This window comes from Paenibacillus sp. FSL P4-0081 (genome assembly GCF_000758565.1).
In the GTDB taxonomy this organism is placed as follows: Bacteria; Bacillota; Bacilli; order Paenibacillales; family Paenibacillaceae; genus Paenibacillus_AQ; species Paenibacillus_AQ phytohabitans.
On record NZ_CP009280.1, the window covers coordinates 8,012,351 to 8,030,301 of the forward strand.

The following is a 17,951-nucleotide window of genomic DNA, read 5'->3' on the forward strand; positions in this document are numbered from 1 at the left end:
AATTATTATACATCAAATTTCGACACTTTGGGGAGATTTACGCTGCAAAATATTCCCTAATCGTGGTACACTATTATAGATGGTACTTATTTCCTATTAAGTCTAAAATATTAAAGGGGAACACCATGAAACTCCGCAAAAAAATATTTATCTTCATTGGCTTTGTAGCCGTGCTCGGAATAGGCGCTACCTACCTGCTTCTTCACATGATTCTGCTTAACCGTTTCGAGAAGCTGGACGAGGCGCAGCTGCAGCGCAACTTGACCAAAGCTGTGGCTTCCTATAATGAAGAACTGCAGGACATGAAGACCGGACTTCTTAATTACTCCGTGTGGGATGAAACCTACAGGTTCATGGAATCCGTAAGAAATACCGGCCCGGCCTTATCCGGCGGTACTGCCCCCACCCCCAGCAGCTTTGACCAGACCACCTATGAAATCAACCGTTTCGATATGATCGCCCTGCTGGATTTGAACGGCAGTCCAATATATGGCGGCTCCTACGATCCGGCATTAGGAAATGTTACCCCCCTGACACAGGAACAGCTCACTCTTTTCAAGCTGATCCACAGCCGTCTGCCTGCTTTCACCGGAACCGAAGAGAGCAGGAGCGGCGTTGTTATTCTGGATAAGGGGCCTATGCTGATCACACTCACGCCCATTGCCGGCAGCAGCAGTGACAAGCCGGTGATTGGCACGGCCGTTGCCGGAAGAATGCTACACCCGGAAGAGATTTCGCATATCTGGAAGGACACCCTCTCCACTATTCACGTGTCCCGCGCCACCTCTGCGCTGCTTGCGGAGAGCGGAGGCCAGCCGACCTGGACCCATCCGGTCTCGGACGGTATGATGTCGATTCATACGGCGGTGAATGATTTGTTCGGTGATCCGGGCCTGATCATCTCCCTGAAGGAGCCCCGGCAGCTCTACAATAGCGGACTGAAGTCCATAAGCACCTTCCGCATGCTCTATTTCATCTCCATGCTGCTGCTGCTTGCCGCAAGCATGCTCTTCGTCAACCGGTTTATTCTGGACCGGATGTCATCACTGGTAAGAAATATCCGAGCTATTGGCAGCAGCAAGGATCTGTCTATCCGGATTCCCAGCACCGGGCGGGATGAATTCGGCGAAGTGGAGGTTGAATTCAACCGGATGATCGATTCACTGGAACAGGTGCAGGACGAGCTGCGGCAGCAATCCCTGCTGGACCCGTTGACCCAGCTGCCTAACCGCTCACTCTTTTTTGCCAAGCTGAATGAAGCCATCGCCGCGGCCAAAGGACTCAACCGGCAGATTGCCCTGGTATTTATTGATCTGGATCATTTCAAGACGGTGAACGACACTCTGGGCCATGATTTCGGGGATGCCATCTTGAAGGAGACGGCCTTCCGGATCTCACAGGTTGTCGGCAAACACGATGTGGTCTCCCGGCTTGGCGGGGATGAATTCACCATTCTGCTCTCCGATGTCCCCGATGCCGGGAGCATTCATACGCAGCTGTCGCGGATTCAGGAGGCCCTCTCCATGCCGCACCATATTAAGGGGCATCTTCTATATAATACGGCCAGTATCGGCATCAGTATTTATCCGCAGAACGGTGAAGATGCTGATTATCTGGTCAAACAGGCTGATCTGGCCATGTTCCATGTCAAGGAGACAGGCCGCAATAACATCTTTCTGTATTCAGAGGATCTTGAGGCAGGCATCCGGCGCAAGAAGGTCCTGGCCCAGCAGCTGCTCTCTGCCGCAGTGGCGAACGAGTTCGAGGTGCATTATCAGCCTATCCTTGGTGCAGGCACTTTACAGGTATCGAAGGTGGAGGCGCTGCTGCGCTGGACCAGTCCGAGCTACGGAAGTATCTCACCGGCCGAGTTCATCCCGCTCGCGGAGAGCAGCGGCTCGATTGTCGGCATTGGCGGCTGGGTACTGCGGCAGGTCTGCTCCGATATGCGTGAATTCCGCAGCCGGGGGCTGGAGGTTACCGCTGCGGTTAATATCTCTGCCCTGCAGCTGATGCAGCCCGGCCTCCTCGAACTGCTGCTCGATCTGCTTCATGAATATGAACTGCCTGCTTCGAGTCTGGAGCTGGAGATCACAGAGAGTGTTCTGGTCTCCGGGGACAGCATCTTCCGGTCACTGCAGCAGCTTAGAGCCCACGGCTTCCGGATCTCGCTTGATGATTTCGGCACAGGCTTCTCTTCCTTAAGCTATCTGCGCCGTTTCCCTGTCGATGTCATTAAGATTGACCGTTCCTTCGTTTCCGAGATGTCTCCGGCCCCGCCGGGTGATGTGCTCGTCAAGGCGATTATTGAGCTAAGCCATAACCTTGGGCTGCGGGTCGTCTCCGAGGGCATAGAGCATCAGGAGCAGTTCGACATGCTGCGCGCGCTGGGCAGTGACGAGCTGCAGGGATACTATATTAGCAGGCCTCTTCAGGTCACGGCACTTTATTCTTTTTTAGCGCAGAAAAATTACTTTCCGGAGTCAAAATAAGCAGTAATTTTATAGGCAAGCTACCGGGTATATGATATGATAGGCAAGCTGATAACAGCACCCGCTCCGGGTGCTGTTATCCTATGCGAACAATTATGAAAATTGGAGGCTTTAATTGTTATGTCAGCGCAACCGCAAACAACTCAATCCGTCAAAATTGTCACCGCCGACCCCAGCGCCATCGGCTTGTTCGGATTGGCTATCGTCACCTTGGTCGCTTCTTCACAAAAGCTCGAAATTACAACAGGTCTAAGCTACGCTATTCCATGGGCTATCTTCCTCGGAGCCTTCGCCCAGCTGTTCGCATCCATTCAGGATGCCAAGCACAACAACACCTTTGGCATGACCGCCTTTGGTGCCTATGCATTCTTCTGGTTCGGCATGGGCGCAAGCTGGCTGATCAAGCTCGGGGTATTCGGTACGGTGCTGGCAGAAGGCGTTGATCCCAAGCAGCTCGGATTTGTTTTTGTAGGATATCTCGTGTTCACCCTGTTCATGACGCTCGGCGCCGTTGAAGCAAACCGCGTCCTGCTGGTCATCTTCATTCTCATCGACTTCCTGTTCCTCGGCCTCTCTATGGATGCCTTCGGAGTCGCTGCGGAATTCTTCCACAAGCTGGCTGCCGTTGCGGAAATGGCTATCGGAATTGTATCGCTCTACGGCTGCGGCGCATCTGTGCTCAATGCTCATTTCGGACGTACTTTCCTGCCGATCGGCGCACCGCTGGGCATCTTCAAGAAATAATTACAGGTTCAGGCTCAAGCTACTTGGGCTCCAATCTTAAGAGCAACGGATAAATACTTGCTGCCTTCGGGGCAGAAGGTGTTTATCCGTTTTGAATTTACACGGCTGTTTGTTAGGTTTTTCCTTGCGCAAAGACGATAAAAATGACATGCTATAGAAACACCTACGACATATCTCGACATTTTTCTGCGGTGCAGGAACCGCTTTTTATGAATAGCAAATCTACTGCTTTAATCTTTCGGGTATCGGAGGCAATCCATGGCTTTCATTAATAAAAAGCCTTTAACGATTATTGTCGGCTTCTTAGTCGTCCTGCAGCTCTCGCTGTTCTATTATTATTCCTTGTCCGTGAACCGGGAATACAGGGCTGAGAAGGCCGATCTGTCCTCACAGGCAGTCATGCTGGCCTCAAATATTGAGGAGAGAGTGGCAATTGTCAAAGGCGTAAGTTCCTTTATTCAAACGGTCGGCTTCGATGCTGATCCCGCACTCATTAATAACTATCTGGTAACGGCACACAACAACAACTCAAGCCATGTCACGAACATTATGATCGCTCCTGACGGTCTTATCCGCTACCTCTACCCTCTTGAAGGCAACACAGCGATTCTGGGCAAAAGCCTGCTGCTGGATGCCTCCCTGGCCTCCCCCGGCATGATCCAAGAAACGATACGCTCCCGCGGCATTACGGTAGACGGGCCCCGTACATTAGCCCAAGGCGGCTATGGAATGGTAATCCGGCAAGCTATTTACAAAGACAACTCTTTCGAGGGCATCGTCTCGGTTACAGTGAAGATTGATAACATTGTGAACCAGCTTGCACTCGAGGACAGCAATATATATGTTACAGCCGAGGACCACACGTTCCTCTTTGGCAATGAATCCCATGCTGATGACCTGCAGCTTACCGTTCCTGTTCAGGCCTATAATCAGCATTGGCTGATGGGAATATCCCTGCCTTCCTATAAGAAGTGGCAATTGTTCCGCAGCGTGCTGTGGATTGATATTGCCTTCCTGCTTGTAATTGCTTTCATTCTCTATGTCTCATGGCATCAGAGCCGGTTCAACCGTGAGCTGGAGCGTGTAGTCAGTCTCCGGACCCGTGATCTGAGCATCTCCAAGCGTTTATACGAGAAGCTCGCGCATTACGACAGTCTGACGGACATTCCGAACCGGCGTTATTTCATGGATGAATTCGAGCGGCTGCTGCAATGCTCTGACCCGACTCAGACTTATACCTTGTTCTTTTTCGACTTGAACCGGTTTAAGGAAATCAATGATACGCTTGGGCACTCTACAGGGGATCAGGTGATTAAGACACTGGCCGGCCGGCTGAAATCCGGTGAGCTGCCCTTCAAGCTGTTCGCGCGTACCGGCGGAGATGAATTCGTCATGATCTTCCCTGACCTGCCGCGTGAGCAAATCCCCGTGATTGCCGAACAGATTAGCTTATTAATCTCGCAGACGCTGCTGATCTCCGGAGCACATCTCAGCTTGTCCACCAGCATCGGCATCTCCCTGTACCCTGAGCATTCGAAGAATAAGGATGATCTGCTCAAATTCGCGGATATGTCCATGTACCAGGCCAAGACACAGGAAGACGCCAACTTCTTCATCTTCGACTGGGAGCTGCGCGAGAAGCTGGAGCAGAAGACGATGATCGCTAAGTATTTGCATTCTGCACTGGAGCGGGAAGAATTCGTGCTGTATTATCAGCCGCAGATCAATGCCGTCACAGGTAAAATGATCGGTATGGAGGCGCTGATCCGCTGGAACCATCCCGAGAAGGGTCTGATCGGGCCCGGCACCTTCATCGCCGCCGTGGAAGAGGCCGGTCTGATGATCCAGCTCACCGACTGGGTGCTGCGCGAGGTATGCCGCCAGCTCTGCGAGTGGCGGAACCTGGGAATGCCGCTGCTGCGGACATCGATTAATATCTCCAACAGCTGGTTCTACAACCGCAATCTGATCGAGAATCTGCTCTCTGTCCTTGACCAGTACGGACTGGATACCGATATGCTGGAATTCGAGATTACAGAGAGTACCGCACTGCTGGAAGAACACTATCCGCTGCTGCAGCAGATGCGCGATCACGGAATCATCGTTTCCATTGACGATTTCGGCACGAAATATTCCTCACTGAATTACCTGAAGCATTTTCCCGTGAACAAAATCAAAATTGACCGCACCTTCATCACCGGCATCGGAGTCAGCTCCATTGACGAGACCATCATCAAATCCATCGTCTTCGTCGCCTCGCAGCTCGGCTATGACCTGATTGCCGAAGGGGTAGAGACGCCGGAGCAGCTCGCCTTCCTGGTGAAGCATGATTGCCCGCATATCCAGGGATTCCTGTTCTTCCCTCCGCTGCCTGCCGACGAAATCCGCAAGCTGGCTTCATAAACGGAGGATCGTTCGTTATAATAAAGGTAAGACTGAAGTTAACCCGAAAGGATTATGAGAACATGAATGGATTAACTACCGGCGAAATTGCCGGAACCGTTATATTTGCGCTGATCCTGGCCATCCTTGCCTACCGCATTATCCGCGGCATGCCGAAGATGGCCGGAGATATTACAGCTTTCCGCAAACGCACACTCGTCTGGACCCAGGTGGCATTGGTACTTACAGTTCTCCAGTTGAACTTCAAAGCAGGAGACTGGCGTTTCGGAATTATTCTTGGACTGATCGTGCTCTTTACCGGAAGCATCTGGCTGTCCGCCCGCCGTTATGATAACGCCCGTCTGGCTGAGTCCGCAGCAGAGCCGCAGGACAGCACCAGAGAATAATACACTAATCTTTCAAGTGGAAACGGATACCGTCCTTTTGAAGGACGGTATCCGTTTCAGCGAGAAATAGAAGGACAATTTATAGCGTGTAACATATAAATTCTTATATTTGAATTTGAAGCTCCCGCATGGGGGCTTTTTTTAGGAGGAGTTGCTGTGGGCAGTACAAAAGCATTGGGCATCTACGGCTTCCGCTTCAGTGAGCCGGACCGGCTGCCGCTGCTGAATCTCTTTGCAGCCGGGCATTCGGTTGAGCTGAGCCCGGATTATCACTGGAACGGCCTGGAGCGCAGTGATGGTCCGCTGCTGCTCTTCCAGTACACCGTTTCGGGAAGCGGGATCTATGAGCTTGACGGGGAGAGCTTCAGCATCGGCCCCGGACAGGCCTTCATGGCTGAGATTCCCGGCAGCCACCGGTATTATCATCCCGGCGGCACGGAGCCGTGGGAGTTCTATTTCCTGCTCTTCCGGCCGGAGCCGCTGCTGCCGCTCTGGAATGATATCAAGTCCAGAATCGGGGCAACCCCGGCCCTGGATTCCGGAAGCCCGCCGGTCCGCATGCTGCGCGATATCGTCCGTGAAGCCCACGCCGGACGGATTACCGATCCCTACTCGGCTTCCTCGCTGCTTCACCAATTCATGATGGAGCTCGGCAGGCATACCTCCGGCGGTCCGCATGACGCGGCCGGCTGGCCGCCGGCCATCCGCGAATGCGTCCGGTTCATCGAAGCGAATTACAGCTCCATGATCGGCCAGGAGCAGCTCGCCGGGAAGCTGGGCCTCTCGAAATTCCATTTGCTGCGGACCTTCAGCAAGGCAGTGGGTGTTACCCCCAATGACTATTTGAACCGGGTCCGCATTGAGCATGCCGTGGAGCTGCTGAGAACAACAGACTGCAGCATCGAAGCCATTGCCGGTCAGGTCGGCTATTCCTCTGGCAGTTACTTCATTAAGGTATTCCATAAGCTTACCGGACAGACACCGGGTGCCTTCCGTTCAGGGAACGGCAGCCTGAATTACAGCCGGCTGTTCTTCAGCTGACACTTGAAAGTGTTACCTTTTCCGCACCCCGTAAAGGATCAGACCGAACAGGAGCAGCAGGACTGGAAAGCCGGTGAGCAGCAGAAGAGAAGAGGCCATTCCCTCGTATGAGGTTGTGCCGACTACAATCGGAATCTCAAACACTCCGGATTGGGTAAGTATGAACATTACCAGACCGATACCTAGTCCGATTAACGCCATTCTGGTCATGTGTCTGGAAAATGATGTTGATTTCATGTGGATTTCCTCCATTTTTCATGATTAATAGTGATTAATCTTGGTCCAGCCGTCTTCTTGACAGGTAAGCAGCCGTTAACAAGCCCATGCTGATTAATAGATAGACCATATTCGTAATGAGCAGATTACCCGCAGAAGTCTCTGAATTCCTTGTGCCCAAAAAGTTAAGATAAGGCATTCTGCTGAACGGACCGAGGTACCAGATGATCAGGTATACCAGCTCAAAGGTACGGCCTGTCCCGGTCAACACCCCGCATGCGAGGGCCAGACTGGGAATCAGAAATACCGCTGCAGTCCAATAGAGGATATGTTTACAATCTCCCTCGAGGAGCATTCGCAGGAGCAGACCTCCTCCCGTGATGCAGGTAAGCATAACTCCTGAAATCCACATCGCGGATAACTGACGGGTAGCGTAACGCGGGCTCGAAGCTACAAGGTATTGCGTCCCGCAGCGTGCGTCCCGGCTCCCCAGTCCGGACCAGAGCCTCAGCGGCCAGATCCAGACGGCAGGCCAGATCTTCCACTCGGCTGAGACGGAAATCGGAACCGCGAGTCCCAGGATGAACAGCACGGAGGCAATGACAAGCCAGCGTAGTGTAGCGGCGTCCTTCATCATTAAGCGCCATTCTGCATGGATTAAGGTCAGGAAGGAATCCCTGATGACTACAGGCGGCAGCATGGATACATACACCCCGGAAACGGGGTGCCCAATTTCCTTTTGCAAATCAAACACTGTGTTATCCGCATCCGCGAGCCCCGTTCCAGCCCTCTTAGGCTTTCTTATAGCGTAACCTGTCTCCCTGAATCCATGAAACAGCATAGACGCTGCAGCAATCAGCACAAAGGCTGCTAGCCCAATCGACAGTTGCTGCGACAGCAGCGGCCACGTCCAGTCCACACCTTGCCATTCGAACAGACGGAGCGGCTTCTCCGGAAAGAGAATTCCCATCCCATAGGAGCCCGAGGATTGCGGACTGATCGCCATCAGGTCCTTCTGCATCGCTGAAATAATGAGATCCGGCCCGAATGGCATAACACCCGATCCAGCAGTAAAGAGCAGATATAAAACGAAGTAGAGAACATTACCCAGCGTCCCCTTAAGGATACGGGTTGTCTCGAACCCTACAGCCAGAGCAGCCACAACAGACATGAATGGCAGCGTCAGGAACAGAAATGGAGATACAAGCGGCCACCATTCGATCACCCGTTCCTCTCCCCGGACCCATTGCATAATTACCGAGGCTGCCATGACAGCTACGGTGATAGCGGACAGAACAGCGAAGTTACTGATCCATTTGCCGAACAAATAATATAGCTTCTTCACGGAGGAGGAAGCTATAATCTGTCCGACTCCGGTGGTCTCATCCCGTTCAATGCTGTTCTTAACCAAATAGAAACCCAGCAGAGACAGCAGCAGTGTGGTGGAGATGGCTACGGAGCCGCCGATCCAGGCTGAATTATAAATCCCCCGGTACCCGTCCAGATCCAGAGTGACATAAGCAGCCTCTGCCGGAGGGACAAAGAAGTAAGCCGCCAGCAGGGTTAGGCCGAGGATGACCAGAAATGCGTATTGTCTGATCCTTTCGAGAAAATCCGCCCGCGCAATATAGGAAATAGTCCGGATGATCCTCACTTTACACCCTCCTCCTGTATGGCTCTGGCATACAGGTAGGCTTCTTCAAGACTTGGAGCTGCTTCCACCGCCTGTGGAAGCGGCCGCGCCTCCGAGACCATGCGCACCAGCATCCCGTTCTCCTGCCGGATCGTACCGCTGATCAGCCAGCCGTTACGTCCTACCTGATATTCTTCATCCGGGATGAGGACGGACCATACCTTCCCTTGCACCTTGCCTAAAAGTACAGCCGGATCAGAATAGGCCATAAGCTGCCCACGGGATAGGATGGCAATCTGACTGGCAACAGCTTCGACATCGGAAATTACATGGGTTGAAAGAATTATAATCCGCCCCCCGGACAAGTCTGTGAGCAGGCTGCGAAACCGCATCCGCTCTTCCGGGTCCAGACCTGTGGTCGGTTCGTCAATAATCAGCAGGCTTGGATCATTCAGCAGCGCCTGGGCAATGCCGATCCGCTGGCGCATCCCTCCGGAGAAGCTGCCTATTGGGCGCTTCAAGGTATGCTGGAGATTCAGCAGCTCCAGAATATCCATAATCCGCCTTCTCATCAGACGGCCGCCCAGACCTTTCAATGCGGCTGCGTATTCCAGGAACTCCAGCGGATTCAGATGGGGATATACGCCAAAGTCTTGGGGCAAATATCCCAAGACCCGGCGAAGTTCATCTGGCTTCTTCTGAATATCTGCCCCGTTCCAGGTGATCTTCCCGGCTGTTGGTTGTGAGACGGTCGCCAGAATCCTCATCAGTGTTGATTTACCCGCCCCATTAGGCCCCAGCAAACCTATAATTCCCGGCCTGAGCTGAAGGCTAATCTCCCGCAGTGCCCAGACCCCCTTCTTGTACTGCTTGCTAACCTGTTCTATCTCCAGCATACTCATTCCCCCTGTTGCTCTTATTGTAGGGTTCCAAAGTAAAATCGGAGTAAACGGCAGACAAATATCAGCCTAACTATGCAGCGGCAGCGTTACGCAGACCGAGGTTCCTTCGTTAAGACGGCTTGTCACGCTGATGTCTCCTGCGTGTGCCAGCACCAGCTGACGCGCAATCGCCATACCTAATCCGGTTCCTTCCGACAGGATATCAGTGGAGGTACCGCGGTAATATTTATCGAACAAACGGCTGACGTTCTCCTCGCTCATCCCTGCTCCATCATCTGCAATAACAATCTCCAGCCGGACATCCTGCCTAATGAGAATCTTAATACGGGTATCCGGAGGATTATGAAGAATGGCATTGAGGATTAAGTTATGCAGCGCCCGCCCAAGAAGCCGCGGGTCCAGCTCCGCTTCAATATGGGACTCTGCGGTTTCGAGGGTCAGGTTATATCGGGCAGCACGGGGATCATTAGTCACATCTGCCACAATCCGCCGCACGAATTCAACCAAATCCGTCCGTTCCCGCTGCAGGGGAGTCTGTTGCTCATCCAGCCTGAAGGATAAATTCAAATCACCGATAAGCTCCTGCATGTGATTGGCCTTTTGTTCAATTTCCGTCAGAAATTTAATGGTTTCTTCCTTCGTCCAATCATATTGGGGAGACAGCATCATCGAAGAATAACCTTTAATATAAGTAAGCGGGGTCTTGAGATCATGGGAGATCCCGGCGACCCACTCCATCCTCATCTCGTCCAGATGTCTCCTCTCTTGCTTGCTGTTCTCCAGTATGCCAGATAATGTCTGCAGCTGGACAATCAGCTCTTTGAACAAGCGGTACGGCCGCTTCAGCTTCTCCGATCTCCGGGTATAGATCTTCCGGTCACCCGCCCGATCGATGTATACTCCACCTGCCAGAAGGTCAATTCTGCGGATAATGTAATACAGCGGCTTCCCTAATGTCCAGCCGGCAACGATCATGAAGCAGAACAGGATGGCAGGCAAACTGATCAATACCGCGAGATCCTGTTCTGGCCCCTCGTGCGGCAGAATCTGCTCCGTTAGAAGGACTAGAACGCCACTTATAACCAGAGCAAGCAGAGGCAGACTCAGCATGAGATATAAGACAAGACGAAGACTCTGGCGCAGATTAATCTTCATGAATAGCCGCCGCCTTCCTGGCGGGAACGAATTTGTAGCCGATGCCGCGTAAATTCACTATGTATTTGGGATCTGCCGGATCTTCTCCAAGTCTTTTTCTAAGTCTGGAAATATGAATCACCACGGTCTTCTCATCTCCTGTCAGCGCCTGTCCCCAGACCTGTTCATATAACTGAAGCGCGGTGAACACCTGATTGGGATGCTCGCACAGAAAAACCAGCAGTTCGTATTCTTTCGCCGGACAAGGGGTATCCACTCCATGTACGGTCAGTACAGCAGCGCTTTTATCCACAGCAAACACACCGAAGTCCATAACCTGCGCTGCCGGCGCCGCCGGAGCACCGTACTGATTCTTCCGGCGCAACTGCGCCCGGATTCTCGCCACAACCTCCATCGGGTTGAACGGCTTTGTAATGTAGTCATCTCCTCCGATGCCAAGGCCCATTAATTTATCATAATCGCCCGAGCGTGCAGTCAGGAATAACACCGGAACCGTTGTATACCTGCGGATCTGCTGACACAGCCCGAATCCGTCTGTATCCGGGAGCATCACATCCAGCACAATGAGGTCGAAGGAAGCGCCTTCGACCAGCGCCATAGCTTCCTGCCCAGAAGCTGCTGTTGAAATATGCCTGAATCCCTCTTTATGGAGCAGCAGCTCAAGCATCGTCAGAATCCCTTTTTCGTCGTCTACCAGCAAAATGTGTTCATCCTGCAACCTTATCCCTGCCTTTATCCAGAATATTGAAAATCCTCACCTGTATGCTGTATTCGCCGGGCAGGCATACTTTACCTCCGTACAACCATACTAATGACATTCTATGGATACTGATGGAGGGTTAACGAATGGGTAAAAAATTAAATCTGCTGATGTTCAGCGGAGAATATGACAAAGCCATGGCGGGGCTGATTCTGGCGAATGCCGCAAGGGATATTGAGGTGGAGGTTACGATGTTCTTCTCATTCTGGGGGCTGTTCCTCATCCGGGACCCGGAGACAATGACGCTGGAGGACAAGAGTATCTACGAGAAGCTGATGGATGTTATCACGCCCAAAGGGCCGGAGCAGCTGCCGCTCTCGCGGATGAACTTCAGCGGCCTAGGCAAGCTGATGCTGGAGGAGATGATTGAGGATCAGGGGGCGCCGAAGCTGATTCATTTCCTGAAGGGGGCGCGCAAAAAGAACATCAAGTTCTATGCCTGCAAGCTCTCGGTGGAAATTATGGGCTTCAAGCCGGAGGAGCTGCTGCCGGAGGTGGAGATTATCGACGCTGCGGCATACCTGAAGGACGCACTGGAGAGCGATATTCAGCTCTTCATCTAAGCAGTATTGTGGTCCGGCATGGGCTTTAACCTAATTCCGGGCGCGGGCATATACTGAGGGCAAGCGGAAACGGATTTGCCGTCCTTCTATCAGGACGGTACCGCCATCCCTCCAAGGACGGTCCCCTTCCGTATCCGCGACAACAGATTCATTGTCTGGAGGGATTATCCGTGCTGAGTATCCGCCACGCCGGTGCAGTAGATGCGCCGTCATCACTGCAGGAGCATTTCGCGGCTTTTCGCGAGCATATCATAGGAAACCGTCATATGATTACTACCCCGTACGGCCGGCAGCCGCTGCTGTATGCCGACTGGACGGCCAGCGGGCGGCTGTACGAGCCGATCGAGCGCAGAATACAGGAGAGCTTCGGCCCCTATGTCAGCAATCCGCATACTGATTCCAATACCACAGGGCTAACGATGACCCTGGCTTATAATGAAGCCCGGCAGATCATCCGGCAGCATGTGAATGCCGGTCCCGGAGATGCGCTGCTCTTCTGCGGCAATGGCACTACCGGAGCGGTGAACAAGCTGCAGCGGATCATGGGCCTTAAGCTGCCGGAATGGCTGCAGCAGAACTACGTCTGCCCGCCGGAGGAACGCCCGGTTATCTTCGTGAGTCATATGGAGCATCATTCCAATCTGCTGCCCTGGCAGGAGGGCATCGGCGATGTGGTCACCGTTCCATCCGGGCCGGGCGGGCAGGTTGACCTTAAGCAGTTAGAGGAGCTCCTGCTGCGCTACCGGAACCGCCGCTTCAAAATCGGCTCCTTCACAGCCTGCTCCAATGTCACCGGCATCCAGACACCCTACCATCAGCTGGCCGCCGTCATGCACCGGCATGGCGGAATTTGCTTTGTCGATTTTGCCGCGAGCGCACCTTACGAACGGATCGACATGCATCCCGTATCTCCGCAGGAGAAGCTGGATGCCATCTTCTTCTCTCCGCACAAATTCCTCGGCGGCCCCGGAACCGGCGGAGTGCTGCTCTTTGACGCCGCACTTAGCACCGGCAGCGTGCCGGATGAACCCGGCGGAGGCACCGTGGTATGGGTCAACCGCTGGGGCGGGCGCCGCTATATTGCTGACGTGGAGGTACGCGAGGACGGAGGCACCCCCGGTTCCCTGCAGGCTATCCGCACAGCGCTGTGCATCAGACTGAAGGATCAGATGAACGGACCCGGACAATATATGGTGGTCCGGGAGCAGGAGCTATGCCGGAAGCTGCTCGCGGAGCTTGCGCAGATTCCAGGCTGCTCCGTACTGGCAGGCGCGCAGACTGAGCGCCACGGGATTATCTCCTTCACACTGAAGGAGATCCACTACAACCTCGCCGTCCGCCTGCTGAATGACCGCTTCGGCATTCAAGCGCGCGGAGGCTGCTCCTGCGCCGGCCCGTACGGCCATCAGCTGCTCGGACTGGACCCTGCGGATTCGCAGGCGTTCATCCAGGCGATCCACGCCGGCGACCAGTCACTGAAGCCGGGCTGGGTCCGCCTGTCCCTGCACCCGGTCATGACGGACCGGGAGGTGGAGCATATGGCCTTCGCCGTCCGTTCCATCGTCAGCCGCATCGGCGAATGGAGCAGCGATTACCGCTATAATTCTGCCACCAACAGCTGGCTTCACACCGGGGATACAGGAGAGCCCGGGGGCGAGATCCGCGAATTATTCTCTCTGTAGCGGTTTGCTGCTTGATTCCCGTTCCCGGGCCAGCCGGGCGAATCTGGACTCAATCGCCTTAACCCCCCAGAGCGACACTCCGATAAACAGCAGCACGTAGACAATCTCTCCCGGATGACGAATGAACCGGTCCACATCATTGCCGATGTAGGAGACCGCGAAGACCATAATGGCTTTGCCGGCGCATAGGGCAATCAGATAGGAACGAAGACGCATGGCGGCAAGCCCGGCAGCCATATTAATGACTACGAATGGCCCTACCGGAAACAGACTGAGCAGAAAAACATAGCTGAACCCGCTCTGGCGGACCCAGGTCATGCTTTTGGCGACCTTGGGCCGCTCCGCCCATTTGCGCAGGTAGCGGTGGCTGCCGATTTTACGGATAATCAGGAAGGTAGTTACACAGCCGGCTACAAGACCGATCCAGGAATACAGGAATCCGAGCCATAACCCGTATACCGCCCCGTTAAGCCCCACAATCGCAATGGTCGGCAGCGGCGGCACGAATGATTTCATGAAGGTAAGTCCAACTCCTGGCAGCGGCCCGAGCGAGCGGTACTGCTCCAGCAGAGTCCGCAGCCGCTCCTCGGTCAGCCATGACATTATATCTAAAAAGAACATTTCCTCAGCTCTCCTCATTACATTCTGGAATAGTTGCCGTTATACATAGCATTGAGTTTCAATTATACAATACTTCTGTCCGCCTGACGCCAAAACGTCAACTGACTAGACAAGCATAAGCTGCCGGAGATATGATGAAATCAACTAGTAACAGAGTCGGCGTTAACTTGGATATACTCTTATCTTGTCGAACCAACAGCCAGCCCGAAGTGAGGTCTTCATGAAACCATTTGATTATAGTCTGCTGGCCAAAAGAGCGCTCGCCCTGCTGTGCATCTGCCTGCTTGCCGCATCCGCACTGGTGCCGCTCCTGGGCACCTCTTCTTCCAAATGCTCCAGCCGGCAGAACGGTTATATAGATTTGTCCGCATGTACCTTTAATGATTCCTCTGTCTTCCCGCTGGACGGTGAATGGGAGTTCTATTGGCAACAGCTGCTGGACCCGCAAGACACACTCTCCGGTACCGCGAAGGCTCCGGCTTATATGGCTGTACCCGGAGCCTGGGGTCCGGGCACTGAGACTACCGGGTTCTCCCGTTACGGATATGCCACCTACCGCCTGCTCCTTCAGCTTCCGCCGGAGGTTCCTGCCTTTGCCCTTAAGGTGAACAATATCCGTAATGCCAGCCAGGTATTCGTGAATGGCGAGCTGCTGGGAGAAAGCGGACTTCCGGGGGTATCCCTTCAGAGCACGGAACCGCGCAACAACCCGTATTCCTTTACTTTCAGTGCCAAGGACAATCAGGCTGAAATCCTTATTCATACCTCCAACTTCACCTATGCGAACGGCGGCATTGCCGAATCCATCCGGATCGGCACACCTTCATCCATAGGGGCCATAGACCAGCGGAACAGTACCTACGATATTTTGCTGGTGGCCGGTTTTGCTTTTATCAGCTTCTACTTTCTGGGACAGGGATTCCAGCGCAAAGAGGACAACTCTTCCCTGCAGCTGGCTATGTATTGCTTCACCATCGCTCTTTATATGCTGACGCACAGCGAGAAGCTGTTGTTCCAATACCTTCCTTCCATTTCCTATGAAGCCTTCAGCAAATTACAGGTCATGTCCGGCGTAATCGGGTTCTACTTCGTATCCAGCTATACTTATTCCCTGTTTCCCGCACTCTATTCCCGGCTCTTCCGGCGGATCACCTTCGTATATTCGCTCGGCTTCTGCATTATTGTACTGATGAGTACGATCCTTATTTACTCACGGATCGCAAGTATACTGCTGGTCTTCAGCTTCATTTCGGTCTGCTATACCTTCTATGTTATGGCCAAGGCAACCTGGCGGCGTGAGATCGGCTCCTATTATTTGCTGATCGGTGTGATTGCGGCGATTATGTTCACCTTCTCCCTGGCGGGCAATCTGTTCCTGGGCACGGGACTTTATGCCATTCCGCCGGTATCCGGCCCGATCTTCATCCTTGCCGAGGGCCTCTTCCTGTCTGCACGCCATGCGTATGCTTATCAGACGATCAAGCAGCTCTCCCTTCAGCTCGAACGCAAGGACCGGGACAAGGATGAGTTCCTGCTCAAGACTTCGATCGAACTGCGTACACCGCTGAATGCTATCATCAATATCTCACTGTCTATGTATGAGGGCGCCGGCGGGCCGCTTACCCCTTCACAGCGTGAGGATATGCGGCTGATCCTCGGAACCGGAAGACGGCTTGCCTTCCTGGTCAGGGATATCCTTGATTATGAACAGATCAAGCGGCAGCGCATCACCCTGCACTGGGGTGCTGTGGATATTCAGGGCGTTGCAGAAATTGTAATTGAAGTCTTCCAGTTTCTGAATAAGAACGGCGAGATCCGCATCAAGAACCGCATTCCGCCGGGTGCGTTTCTGGTCCAGGCCGATGAGCAGCGGCTGATGCAGATCCTCTACAACCTGATGGACAATGCGCTGAAATTCACCGATCGCGGCAGCGTGATTATTGAGGCCGTTCAGCTGGATGATTCCATATCGGTAACGGTCACCGATACCGGCCGGGGCATTCCCCGGGAACAGCTGGAGAGCATCTTCCGTGATTATGAGCAGGTTAACGAAGCCGATTCGCTGGAGACTGGCGGACTGGGGCTGGGGCTGGCCATTACCCGCAAGCTTGTGGAATTGCACGGGGGAAGGATCACCGTGTCCTCCACGCTTGGCCGCGGAAGCAGCTTCACCTTCACACTCCCCGCCAGGCAGGCTGACGCAGCCGTTACGGAGGAGCCGGAAGACCGCCAGCTGCTGCTTACGCCGGTGCAGGCGCCTCCGGAAGCTGTGGATGAGGAATGGAAGTACAGAACCACTCCGGTAACGCACTCCACCGGACAGGCAGGCCCCTATGCTCCCCGCATTCTGATTGTGGATGACGATTATGCCAATCTGAAGGCGCTGGCCAACCTGCTGTCACTGGAGAATTATACGATCTCCAGTATGGGCAGCGGCAAGGACGCACTGGCCCTGCTTGCAGAGGACCGTGATTTCGACCTCTGCATCATCGATGTCATGATGCCGGGAATGTCGGGCCTTGAGCTGTGCAGGAGGATCCGCCAGACTTACACGCCGCTGGATCTGCCGATCCTGATGGCCACAGCCGGGCAGCAGCTTCACTTCAATGAGGCGGCCTTCCGTGCCGGAGCTAACGACTTCATCCATAAGCCTTATGCCTGGAGCGATCTCAAGGGACGCGTCAATACCCTGGTTCAGCTGAGACGATCGGTATCCGACCGGCTAAGTTCGGAGATCGCTATGCTGCGCGCGCAGATCAAACCGCATTTTCTCTACAATGCCATTAATACGATCATCTGGATGAGCACACGCGACAATGAGAAAACCCGGCATTTGCTGTACGATTTGAGCCATTTTCTGCGCGGCAGCTTCGATTTCAGCAATCAGGAAACGGCGATTCCGTTTGAGAAGGAGCTTGAACTGATTGAGGCTTATCTGTCACTGGAGCAGGCCCGTTTCGGGAAGCGGCTTAATGCCCAATATAATATTGAAGTCAGTGAATTTTCATTGCCGCCGCTGATTGTGCAGCCGATCGTGGAGAATGCCGTCCGCCACGGACTGATGGAGAAGATTGATGGAGGGACCGTAATCCTCTCCACAAGACAGGAGGGTAATGCCATCCTAATCACCGTCACCGATAACGGTAAGGGAATGAGCGATGAGCAGCTCTCCTCCTGGATGAACGAGGGCTACCGTTCTCCACATGGAGAAGGCACCGGAATCGGCCTGCGGAATATCAACCGCCGGCTGCTGACACAGTTCGGCTATCCGCTTGTTATTACACGCGGGAGCAACGGGGGCATCGAGGTACTTATAACAATCCCATGGAAGGATGAGGTCTCCTGAGTATATC

The 17,951-nt window shown here is 53.7% G+C and carries 14 protein-coding genes; 8 read left to right on the top strand and 6 right to left on the bottom strand.

The genetic code is table 11. The features are described from left to right. Window positions 1-125: 125 nt before the first annotated feature. The 5 genes from P40081_RS36885 (at window position 126) to P40081_RS34180 (ending at window position 7,066) form a co-directional block, all read left to right on the top strand. Window positions 126-2,492 (top strand): bifunctional diguanylate cyclase/phosphodiesterase, encoded by a 2,367-nt coding sequence (locus P40081_RS36885; RefSeq protein WP_052422146.1) that lies wholly within the window; start codon window positions 126-128, stop codon window positions 2,490-2,492. A 120-nt stretch (window positions 2,493-2,612) separates the two neighbouring features. Continuing rightward, window positions 2,613-3,236, top strand: a complete 624-nt coding sequence (locus tag P40081_RS34165; RefSeq protein WP_042140313.1) for an acetate uptake transporter — start codon at window positions 2,613-2,615, stop codon at window positions 3,234-3,236. A 258-nt stretch (window positions 3,237-3,494) separates the two neighbouring features. Further along, complete coding sequence (locus P40081_RS36890; RefSeq protein ID WP_052422147.1) at window positions 3,495-5,639, top strand: putative bifunctional diguanylate cyclase/phosphodiesterase; 2,145 nt, start codon at window positions 3,495-3,497, stop codon at window positions 5,637-5,639. Between the two features lie 62 nt (window positions 5,640-5,701). Beyond that, window positions 5,702-6,025, top strand: coding sequence for a hypothetical protein (locus P40081_RS34175; RefSeq protein ID WP_042140314.1), 324 nt, complete (start codon window positions 5,702-5,704; stop codon window positions 6,023-6,025). Between the two features lie 156 nt (window positions 6,026-6,181). Next, a complete protein-coding gene (locus P40081_RS34180) occupies window positions 6,182-7,066 on the top strand; it encodes a helix-turn-helix domain-containing protein (protein ID WP_042140315.1) in 885 nt (294 codons plus the stop codon). Between the two features lie 12 nt (window positions 7,067-7,078). Here the strand turns inward: P40081_RS34180 and P40081_RS34185 are convergent, their stop codons facing one another. From P40081_RS34185 to P40081_RS34205, 5 genes are all read right to left on the bottom strand, one after another. Then, complete coding sequence (locus P40081_RS34185; protein WP_042140316.1) at window positions 7,079-7,303, bottom strand: hypothetical protein; 225 nt, start codon at window positions 7,301-7,303, stop codon at window positions 7,079-7,081. 34 nt (window positions 7,304-7,337) lie between these two features. Further along, entirely contained in the window at window positions 7,338-8,936 is a 1,599-nt protein-coding gene (locus P40081_RS34190; RefSeq protein ID WP_042140317.1) for a hypothetical protein, read from the bottom strand. Beyond that, window positions 8,933-9,811: an ABC transporter ATP-binding protein gene (locus P40081_RS34195; protein WP_042140318.1), complete on the bottom strand. Its 879-nt coding sequence runs from the start codon at window positions 9,809-9,811 to the stop codon at window positions 8,933-8,935. Before P40081_RS34195 ends, P40081_RS34190 begins: the two co-directional genes overlap by 4 nt. A 72-nt stretch (window positions 9,812-9,883) precedes the next feature. Then, window positions 9,884-10,972, bottom strand: a complete 1,089-nt coding sequence (locus P40081_RS34200; protein ID WP_052422148.1) for a sensor histidine kinase — start codon at window positions 10,970-10,972, stop codon at window positions 9,884-9,886. Beyond that, window positions 10,962-11,690 (bottom strand): response regulator transcription factor, encoded by a 729-nt coding sequence (locus P40081_RS34205; protein ID WP_042140319.1) that lies wholly within the window; start codon window positions 11,688-11,690, stop codon window positions 10,962-10,964. Before P40081_RS34205 ends, P40081_RS34200 begins: the two co-directional genes overlap by 11 nt. A 128-nt stretch (window positions 11,691-11,818) precedes the next feature. Here P40081_RS34205 and P40081_RS34210 point away from each other — a divergent pair, with 128 nt between their 5' ends. Together P40081_RS34210 and P40081_RS34215 are read left to right on the top strand one after the other, a co-directional pair. Next, window positions 11,819-12,295: a DsrE/DsrF/DrsH-like family protein gene (locus P40081_RS34210; RefSeq protein WP_042140320.1), complete on the top strand. Its 477-nt coding sequence runs from the start codon at window positions 11,819-11,821 to the stop codon at window positions 12,293-12,295. A gap of 170 nt (window positions 12,296-12,465) precedes the next feature. Beyond that, window positions 12,466-13,977, top strand: coding sequence for an aminotransferase class V-fold PLP-dependent enzyme (locus P40081_RS34215; protein ID WP_042140321.1), 1,512 nt, complete (start codon window positions 12,466-12,468; stop codon window positions 13,975-13,977). On the opposite strand, the gene P40081_RS34220 is transcribed toward P40081_RS34215, so the two are convergent. Then, on the bottom strand, window positions 13,963-14,598 hold the full coding sequence (locus P40081_RS34220) for a TVP38/TMEM64 family protein (protein ID WP_042140322.1): 636 nt from the start codon (window positions 14,596-14,598) through the stop codon (window positions 13,963-13,965). The genes P40081_RS34215 and P40081_RS34220 overlap by 15 nt on opposite strands. Window positions 14,599-14,818: 220 nt before the next feature. Between P40081_RS34220 and P40081_RS34225 the strand changes: the two genes are divergently transcribed. Next, window positions 14,819-17,944, top strand: a complete 3,126-nt coding sequence (locus tag P40081_RS34225; RefSeq protein ID WP_042140323.1) for an ATP-binding protein — start codon at window positions 14,819-14,821, stop codon at window positions 17,942-17,944. Window positions 17,945-17,951: the final 7 nt, after the last annotated feature.